This window comes from Streptomyces mayonensis (assembly GCF_018982965.1).
Taxonomy (GTDB): domain Bacteria; phylum Actinomycetota; class Actinomycetes; order Streptomycetales; family Streptomycetaceae; genus Streptomyces; species Streptomyces mayonensis.
The window spans coordinates 1-9085 of the sequence record NZ_JACBYP010000190.1 but is presented as its reverse complement, the minus strand read 5'-3'; the positions used below and the strand labels follow the sequence as shown (position 1 = coordinate 9085).

The 9085-nt window shown below is 72.4% G+C and carries 6 protein-coding genes; 3 read left to right on the top strand and 3 right to left on the bottom strand.

The annotated features are described in order from the left end of the window. Together HZS56_RS36330 and HZS56_RS36325 are read right to left on the bottom strand one after the other, a co-directional pair. A partial coding sequence (locus HZS56_RS36330) for an RNA polymerase sigma factor (protein WP_216725076.1) occupies nucleotides 1–1060 on the bottom strand: 1060 nt, incomplete at its 3' end. Between the two features lie 1141 nt (nucleotides 1061–2201). Next, complete coding sequence (locus HZS56_RS36325) at nucleotides 2202–2996, bottom strand: TetR/AcrR family transcriptional regulator (protein ID WP_216725074.1); 795 nt, start codon at nucleotides 2994–2996, stop codon at nucleotides 2202–2204. 373 nt (nucleotides 2997–3369) lie between these two features. On the opposite strand from HZS56_RS36325, the gene HZS56_RS36320 reads away from it, so the two are divergent. Beyond that, nucleotides 3370–4749 (top strand): NAD(P)/FAD-dependent oxidoreductase, encoded by a 1380-nt coding sequence (locus tag HZS56_RS36320; RefSeq protein WP_216725073.1) that lies wholly within the window; start codon nucleotides 3370–3372, stop codon nucleotides 4747–4749. Between the two features lie 179 nt (nucleotides 4750–4928). Continuing rightward, nucleotides 4929–6578: an ATP-binding SpoIIE family protein phosphatase gene (locus tag HZS56_RS36315; protein WP_216725072.1), complete on the top strand. Its 1650-nt coding sequence runs from the start codon at nucleotides 4929–4931 to the stop codon at nucleotides 6576–6578. 87 nt (nucleotides 6579–6665) lie between these two features. Here HZS56_RS36315 and HZS56_RS36310 read toward each other — a convergent pair whose 3' ends face one another. Then, complete coding sequence (locus tag HZS56_RS36310) at nucleotides 6666–7955, bottom strand: MFS transporter (protein ID WP_216725075.1); 1290 nt, start codon at nucleotides 7953–7955, stop codon at nucleotides 6666–6668. Between the two features lie 145 nt (nucleotides 7956–8100). On the opposite strand from HZS56_RS36310, the gene HZS56_RS36305 reads away from it, so the two are divergent. After that, nucleotides 8101–8649, top strand: coding sequence for a MarR family winged helix-turn-helix transcriptional regulator (locus HZS56_RS36305; RefSeq protein ID WP_216725071.1), 549 nt, complete (start codon nucleotides 8101–8103; stop codon nucleotides 8647–8649). Nucleotides 8650–9085 lie beyond the last annotated feature (436 nt).

The window sequence follows — 9085 nt, the reverse complement described above, 5'->3', positions numbered from 1 at the left end:
GGGTGGGCGTGGGCGTGTCGGGGGCGGGCTGTGCCACCGGCGACGAGGCGGGCGGGGCGGCCTTCGGCGGCTCCTCCTCCGGCGCGTCGTTGCCGGCCAGTGCGAAGACCAGCGCCGCCGCGGCGGCCACCGCCACCACACCGCCCGCGATGCCGGCCTTCACCGGCGCGCCCAGCCCCTCCGAGGCCGCCGCACCGCCGCCGGCCCCGCCGGACGAGCCGCCGCTCGCGGCCGCCGCCGCACCGGCCGCACCGGCGCTCGCGCTCCCGGCGATGAGCCCTGCCGCCTTGGCGTACCCGGCGGCGCCGAACCAGCCGATGACCGCGACCGGCACGACGCCGGGAATGCTGCTGGCGACCTCTTCGATCTGGACCGCCGCCATCCGGCACCTGGCGCAGTCCTCCAGGTGCTTGCGCAGTCCCCGCTCTGCCCGGATGCGCAGCCGGCCGCGCGCATACGTGCCGAGCTGGTCGGCGTAGCGTGCGCACTCCTCGTCGGCGGTGAGTGAATCGCTGACATGGGCCTGGAGGTAGGCCTGCTTCAGGCCCTCGCGGGCGCGACTGGCGAGTACACGGGTGCCGTTGGCGTCCAGCCCGAAGAGCATGGCCACCTCGCTCGGTGACTCGTCCTCGACCTCGGTGTGCCACAGCACGGCCTGCCACCGCTCCGGAAGCGACCGGAAGGCGCGCATGGCCATCGACTGCTCGGCCGCCTGCATGGCGCGGACGTCGGCGCCCAGCTCCAGGGTGTCGTCGTCCTCCACCTTGGCGGCGTGGGCGGCCTGGGCGGCGAACACCGCGAAGTCGTCGACCAGCTGCTCCCGTCCCGCCGACCGGGTCCAGCCGGCGGCGACGCGCCGGACGGCGGTGAGCAGGTAGGCGCGTACGGCGTGCTCGGGGCCCGAGCCGCCGCGCACCGCCTGGAGCATCCGGGCGAACACCTCGGCGGTGAGGTCGTCCGCGGTGTGGGCGTCGCGGCAGCAGGTGCGCGCATACCGGCGGACCGCGTCCGCGTGGCGCCGGTACAGCTCCTCGTAGGCCGTGTCGTCGCCCGAGCGCATCCGGGCGATCAGCTCCGCGTCGGACGCCGGAAGCTCGCGCGGCGGCGGCAGGATGCCGGCGTCGTCGTGGTGGTCGTCGTCGTACAGGTCGCGTGGTGGGGGCAGGAGACTGTCCTCGTGCCGCTCACGCTGGACCGGCACACCGTGCCGCCGCCGACCACCCTTCCGGTGCCGACTCCTGCCGGGCGTCGGGCGGTCGGTGGTGATTGGGTTCTCGGTGGTGGTCGGCGCCCTGCCGGTGGTCGGGTTATCGGTGGTGGTTGGGCCTGCGCCGGTGGTTGGGCTATCGGTGGTTGCCGGGCTTGCGCCGGTGGTTGGGTTATCGGCGGTGGTTGGATCCCCGTCGGTTGCCGGGGGTACACCGGTGGCTCGGTTCACGTCTGTCGTCGGATTGCTGCCGGCGGCAGGGTCTCCGCCCGGGGCCGGGCCTCCGCCGCCCACGGCCGGATGCCCGGCGGCCGGATGCCCGGCGGCCGGGTGCGGCGCGCCGGTCGCAGTCGGCCCTCCGTCTGCCGATGGGCTCCGGTTCGCCGCCGATTCCGGCTCCGCGGCGGACTTGTCGTCCGCGGCAGGTACTTCGTCCGCAGCGGACTCTGCGGCCTTAGCTGATTCCCCGTCCGCAGTCCATTGGCCGTCCGCAGCCGGTCCTCCGTGCGCAGCCGGTCGCCGACCCGCAGCCGGTCCCCCGTCCGCGGCCGAACCGCCGTCCGCAGCCGTGGACCTCACGCCCGCGGCCTGACCTCCCCCGGACCCGGACCCGGGCCGGGCGTCGTCCGGAGTCGACCGGTCGTCGTCCCCCGGCTCCCTCCCCGGTCGCCGGGCCCCCGCGGAGGCATCGCGGTGTCGTGGCTCCCCGGCTCGTCCGCCCTGGCCCGGCACCTGTGGCGAGTCGGCGGGCCCGGGGCTCCCCGGACCACCGTCACCGTCACCGAGTGGCCCGCCTCGTCCGTCAACACTCATCGCGGAAAGCCCCCGCCGCCTGCCCAGCCAGTCCGAACACCGGGTCAGCGTGCCATATTGGCTTTTGTTCAGGACCCCCCTGTGCCGACCATCACTCGTCCGGGGGGACTTACCGGGATGCGGTAATAACGCTCACCCGTTCGGGGAAGGAGGATTCGCCCCGCACGACGGCGCCACCGTGTCAGGCCGGCCGCGAGCGCAGCCCCTCCAGCAGGATGTCCAGCAGCCGGGCCGATGCCGCCGCCTGCTGGGCCGGGTCCGGCAGCGAGGGCGCCGCCGTGGCGATCACCAGCAGCACGTCCGACACCGACACGTCCGGCCGCAGCTCGCCCGCGGTCCGCGCCCGCTCCACGAGCCGGCCCACGACGTCAAGCAGCGCCGCCGCTCCTTCGTCGACCTCGACGGACACCGGCGCGTCGACCGGCCCGGACTCCTCCTCGGGCACCAGCCGCAGTTCGCCGGTGCCCGGCTGTATCCGCTGCTTCGGCACCCGCGGCTCACCGCCCGCGCCGCTCCCGCCGACCTCTTCCTCGGCGTCGTCGGACACGCCGACCCGCAGCACCTGCGGCGGCAGCAGCCGGCCGGCGCCCGAGGCCACCGACGTGCGCAGGAAACGGGACAGCGCCGACCACGGCTCGTCCTCCTGGCCGAGCGCCGCCCGGGCTTGGTCGGTCAGCCGTGCCGTCTCCTCCTCGGCTATCCGCCGCACCAGGACGTCCTTGCTGGGGAAGCGCCGGTACACCGTGCCGACGCCGACCCGGGCGCGCCGGGCCACATCCTCCATCGGCGCGCCGTACCCCAGCTCGCCGAAGACCTCACGTGCCGCGCGCAGCACGTGCTCCAGATTGCGCTGGGCGTCCACGCGCAAGGGCGCAGTCCGCGCCGTGCCGCCGTGTGCGCCGCCCGCCGTCGCACTCATCGCACCACCGGGCGCGACAGCCGACGCGGACGACCAATGAGAATCCTGAACATGCATAGACAATCCCCCGGTAATGACGTCTCCCCCCGGAGACTCTCCCCGCCATCGAAAGCCGGAGTGCGCGGAACAGGCCCGGCTCTGCGGACCGCCCGTCGCGGACCGATGAGCGCATCCCCCTGCACTCCGTCGGAAAGAACATAGTTGAGCCGGAGTCAATTCAGAAGGGGCATGTTCCGCACGGTGCGCCCCCCGATCGGCGCACCGATCGCACACGCCCCCGCCGCATGGTCCTCAGCACTTCCCTCCACCTCCACTGACCTGCGCGGTCATGCCGTACGACGGCCGCCCGGGCGGCCCGGCGCTTTGAAGATCTCCGGTCACACAAATCGACGAGCCTGTGGACAAACGCAAGCGGTGGGTGCGTCATGGGATGGTGAAGGAACGTGCGCGCATTCTCGTTGTCGGCGGTGGTTACGTCGGGATGTACACGGCCCTGCGGCTGCAGCGGAACCTCAGGGGCGAACTCGGGCGGGGCGAGGCCGAGATCACGGTCGTCACTCCCGACCCGTATATGACGTATCAGCCGTTCCTCCCGGAGGCGGCGGCCGGCTCCATCTCCCCGCGGCACGTCGTCGTGCCCCTGCGCCGCGTCCTCGGCCAGTGCGACGTCGTCATCGGCGAGGCGCAGACCATCGACCACACCACCCGCACCGCCACCGTCACCACCCTCGCCACCGACGAGGAGAAGACGGGCGCCCGCAGACTGACGTACGACGAACTCGTCCTCGCGCCGGGCTCGGTCTCGCGCACCCTGCCCGTGCCGGGCCTCGCCGACCACGGCGTCGGGTTCAAGACCGTGGAGGAGGCCATCGGCCTGCGCAACCACGTCCTCGAACAGATGGACATCGCCTCCTCCACCCGCGACCCGGCGATCCGCGACGCCGCCCTGACCTTCGTCTTCGTCGGCGGCGGGTACGCGGGCGTGGAGGCCCTCGGCGAACTGGAGGACATGGCCCGCTACGCCGCGCGGTACTACCACAACGTCACCCCGGACGACATGAAGTGGATCCTCGTCGAGGCCTCCGACCGCATCCTGCCCGAGGTCGGCGAGGAACTGGGCCGCTACACGGTCACCGAACTGCGCCGCCGCAACATCGACGTACGCCTGGAAACCCGCCTGGAGTCCTGCGCCGACCGCGTCGCCGTCCTCAGCGACGGCTCCCGCTTCCCCACCCGTACGGTCGTGTGGACGGCCGGCGTCAAACCCCACCCCCTCCTCGCCGCCACCGACCTGCCCCTCAACGACCGCGGCCGGCTGACCTGCACCGCCCACCTGTCGGTCGACGGCGCCCCGCACGCCTGGGCGGCCGGAGACGCAGCCGCCGTCCCCGACGTCACCGCCGCCGAACCCGGCAGGGAATGCGCCCCCAACGCCCAGCACGCCGTCCGTCAGGCGAAGGTCCTCGGTGACAACGTCACCCACGCCCTGCGCGGCGAGCCCCTCGACACATACGCGCACACGTACGCCGGCTCCGTCGCCTCCCTCGGCTTCCACAAGGGCGTCGCGCACGTCTACGGGCGCAAGCTCAAGGGCTACCCCGCGTGGTTCATGCACCGCGCCTACCACCTCAGCCGGGTCCCCACCGTCAACCGCAAGGCACGCGTGCTGGCCGAATGGGTGATCGCCGGACTCTTCAAACGGGAGATCGTCTCCCTCGGGTCACTCGAACATCCGCGGGCGGAGTTCGAACTCGCGGCCGGTGGAAAGCCTTCTCAGGAACCACCGCACAACCCGAAGGGGTCGTCCTGACCCGAGTCAGGAACTCCTGCGGCCACTGCGGCGTCTGACGGATGTCGGCCGGGCGGGCACCCTGCCACACTGGGTCACCCTGCGGGCGCCCCGCCGCTCGCCCCAGCGCGGCCACGGGGCCCGGGCCGTACCAGGGCCGCCCGGTCCCGGCCGCCGACAACTACACGAGGCAAGGATTCGTGAACTTCACGCGCTGGAGCGCCCGACTCCCCGGAACACAGCGCCGCGCCGCGGCACAGACCGACACGGCGGCCGACCCCGACCGCCGGGGAGACGGCTCCGTACCCGCCGCCCGCGCCGAGCAGCTGACCGACGAGGTCCCGCCCGTCCCCGCCATCGACGGACTGCCCGTGCGCGACGTACTCGACCGCGTCCCGGCCCTCGTCGCCCTCGTCCACGGCCCCGACCACCGCCTCGCCTACGTCAACGACGCCTACGTCGCCGCCTTCGGCACCCGCGCCCTCGGCGCCCGGGCCCGCGAGGCCCTCCCCGAACTGGACGAGCCGGGCCTCTTCCCGCTCCTGGACCAGGTCCAGCGCAGCGGCAGGCCCCGCACCCTCAAGTCCCGCAAGACCCCCGACGGCCGCTCCTACACCTTCACCTGCACCCCGGTCACCGAGAGCCACAACGGCGACGGCCGCGGCGTCCTCGTCTTCGCGACCGACGTCACCGACCACGCCGAGGCCGCCGCCCGCCTCCGCGCGAGTGAACGCCGCCAGCGCGAAACCGCCGTCACCCTCCAGCGCTCCCTGCTCCCGCAGGAGCTGGAGGAGCCCGACGACCTGCGCGTCGCCGCCACCTACCACCCCGGCGGCACCGAGGCCGCGGTCGGCGGCGACTGGTACGACGTGATCACCCTCGGCGGCGGCCGCACCGCCCTCGTCATCGGCGACGTCATGGGACGCGGCGTCCGCGCGGCGGCCGTCATGGGCCAGCTCCGTACGGCGGTCAGGGCCTACGCCCGCCTCGACCTGCCCCCGCACGAGGTGCTCCAGCTCCTCGACGGCCTCGCCACCGAGATCGACGCCAACCAGATCGCCACCTGCGTCTACGCCATCCACGACCCGAACGAGGGCCGGCTGGTCTACGCGTCCGCCGGGCACCTGCCCGTCCTGGTCCGCGACGAGCAGGGCACGGTCCAGCGCGCCGACGAGCCCACCGGCCCGCCGCTCGGCACCGGCGGCTGGGTCCACGCCTCCGGCTCGGTCCCGCTGGCCCCCGGCTCCACCGCCGTCCTCTACACCGACGGCCTGGTCGAACGCCGCAACGAGGACCTGGACGAGGGCATCGCCGCCCTGGAGCGCGCCCTGTCCGGCGCGACCGGCTCGCCCCAGGTGATCTGCGACCGCCTCGTCCGCTCCGCCGGCGTCACCCCGGACCACGACGACGACGTCGCCGTACTGGTCCTCCAGCACCCCGCACGCAAGGGCGCGGAGGCCGAGCTGTTCCGCAACGCCGCCCTCGACCTGCTCGGCGGCGTGGAAGCGGCCCCCCGCGCGCGTGCCTTCGCCTCCGGCGTCCTCACCAGCTGGCGCTTCCCCGCCGACCTGCACGACCTGGGTGTCCTGGCCACCAGCGAACTGGTCGCCAACTCCCTCCAGCACGGCACGCCCCCGATGCGGCTGCGCCTGCGCCGCACCGACCGCCGTCTGATCATCGAGGTCACCGACGGCGACGACCACCTGCCCAGGCGCCGCCGCGCGGAGCCCGGCGACGAGTCCGGCAGGGGCATCGCCATCGTCGCGACGATCGCCACCAACTGGGGCTCACGGCGCACCCCGGGCGGCGGCAAGGCCGTCTGGTGCGAGTTCGTCCTGCCGAAGCCGTAAGGCACGGGAACCGCTGAGGCACGGGAACCGCTGAGGCACGGGGCCCGCGCGACAGAGGGCGCGGGCCCGTGCGGCAGAGGCGCGGGCTCAGGCCTCCGCGGTCGCCGCCGCCGCGTCCGCGCCGGCCGGGGTCCCGCCGTGGGTGATCACCCGGCTCCTGGCGAGCGACGGCTGGTTCTGCACGTCCGTCAGCCGCCGCCCCAGCCGCACCGCCAGCACCGTGATGCCCAGCGAGAACAGCAGGAACGTCACGATGTACGGCCCGTGCAGCGAGGCCCCGAGCGGCCCGCCCACCGCCGGACCGACGGCCAGCGCGAGCTGCTTCACCAGGGCGAAGGCCGAGTTGTACTGCCCGGCGAGACCGGTCGGCGCCAGATCCGCCACCAGCGGCGCCAGCGTCGGCGACAGCATCGCCTCGCCCAGCCCGAACAGCGCGTACGTCGAGATGAACGCCGCCGTCGCCATGGCCTGGCTGCCGTGCCCGAGCCCGGCGTACCCGGCCACGGCCCACGCCACCGCCCAGATCAGCCCCACGGACGCGATCACCCGTGACCGCTTCCGGCGCTCCACGAACTTCAGCACCGCGAACTGCGCGACCACGATCACCAGCGTGTTCGCCGCCAGCGCGGTCCCGAGCGCGGACGTGGAGATCCCCGCGGCCTCGACGCCGTACGCGCTCAGCCCCGACTCGAACTGCCCATAGCAGGCGAAGAACAGCACGAAGCCCAGGACGCACAGCTGCACCATCGCCCGGTTGCCGAGCAGCTGCCGCCAGCTCCCGCCTCCGGCCTTCTGCCCCGGCGCCTCCTCGATCCGGGGCGCCCGCGGCGCGCGCACCGTCGCCATGACGGCGACGAGCACCAGGAACATCGCCGCCTCGATCGCGAACAGCAGCGTGAAGGAGGACGCGCTCGTGGTGTCGACCAGGTGACCACCGATGAGCCCGCCGACACCGAGACCGAGGTTCTGCAGGAAGAACTGCATCGCGAACGCCCGCGACCGCGTCTCCGTCGTGGAACAGTCCACGATCATCGTGGCGAGCGCCGGCTGCATCACGGCCTGCCCCGCACCCAGCGCGGCGGCCGACAGCAGCACGGTGGCCGCCGAGGCCGACAGACCCAGACTCAATGCGCCGAGTGCGGCGGTGACCAGGGCGACCAGCAGTACCGGCAGCGGGCCGCGCCGGACGATGGCCCGCCCGGCGAACGGCAGCACGATCAGCGCGGCCACGGCGAAGACGGCGAGCACGAGGCCCGCCGTCACAGAACCCAGTCCCCGCACCTGCGCCACATAGACGTACAGGTAGGGGACTGTGAAGCCGAGTCCGAACGCGCTGAGTGCGTTGCCCACGTGGATCCGGCGCATCGCCGCGCCCATTGCCCTGGTCACGTTCACCCTCTCTTGATCTCTCGAGATTGGTTGCCCAGCCCTTAGAGCTGAAGACTTAGAAGCTAAAATTCGAAGGTAAAGAGTACACAGAGAAGGACTTCAATGCAAAGGAGTCCCATGCCATACTGCGGCCATGGGCGACACCTCCGGCGCCGGCGAGCCGACACTCGAAGAGCAGATCGCCGCCTACCAGCGCGAGTTCCAGGACCTCGACCCCCAGGTCGAGAAGATCGTCTCGGCTCTGTCCCGCCTCAACCGCCGCATGAACGTCGCGTACGGCAGGCAGACCGCCGAGCTCGGCATCAGCAACACCGACTGGGAGGTACTCAAGGCACTCGTCCTCTCCGGCGCCCCCTACCGGCTGGGCCCCGGCGACCTCGCCAAGCGTCTCGGTCTCACCCCCGCCGCGATGACCCACCGGATCGACCGCATGGTGACGGAAGGGCTGGTCACCCGGGAGCGCGACGAGTCCAACCGGGTCCGCGTCATCGTCGAGCTGACGGCGGAGGGGCGCGAGAAGTGGCTGGAGGCGATGCGCCTCGCCACGGTCTTCGAGGAGGACCTGCTCCAGGACCTGTCTCCGGACGACCGGACCGCGCTCGGCGAGGTACTCACCCGTCTCCTGCGCCGGGTGGAGCACGCCCAGCCGGACGCGGGCGGCCGGCTCAGCGACCTCGATTAAAGATCTTGACAGCCGTCCTTGACACTCCCCGGGGAGATCCGTAAGGTTCTTCGGGTTGCCACAGAGCCGTTACGGTTCTGCGACAGCACCTCCCGCCGCACCAGCGGCAACCAAACCACCAGCACGATCCCTCGCGGGAACGACTTCGGCATGCCCGAATTCAATTCCCACGACCCCGATTGGGAATCAACGAGAGGGTCCGCTAAGGTTTGAGGCGTCGGAACGGCCCAACAGCCGGAAAGACAACCCCCTCTGACGGGGAATCAGAACCGGAAAGGATCTGATACAGTCGGAACCGCCGGAAGGGGAAACGCGAAAGCGTGGACCTGGAAAGCACCGAGGAAATCGGATCGGAAAGATCTGATAGAGTCGGAAACGCAAGAACAGCAAGACAGTAGGACCGAAGGGAAGCGCCCGGAGGAAAGCCCGAGAGGGT

What these genes read in the sequence shown, in the direction of transcription:
- HZS56_RS36325 (WP_216725074.1), bottom strand. Translation starts at nt 2,996, where the DNA reads ATGCATGTTCAGGATTCTCATTGGTCGTCCGCGTCGGCTGTCGCGCCC.
- HZS56_RS36320 (WP_216725073.1), top strand. Translation starts at nt 3,370, where the DNA reads ATGGTGAAGGAACGTGCGCGCATTCTCGTTGTCGGCGGTGGTTACGTC.
- HZS56_RS36310 (WP_216725075.1), bottom strand. Translation starts at nt 7,955, where the DNA reads ATGGGCGCGGCGATGCGCCGGATCCACGTGGGCAACGCACTCAGCGCG.
- HZS56_RS36305 (WP_216725071.1), top strand. Translation starts at nt 8,101, where the DNA reads ATGGGCGACACCTCCGGCGCCGGCGAGCCGACACTCGAAGAGCAGATC.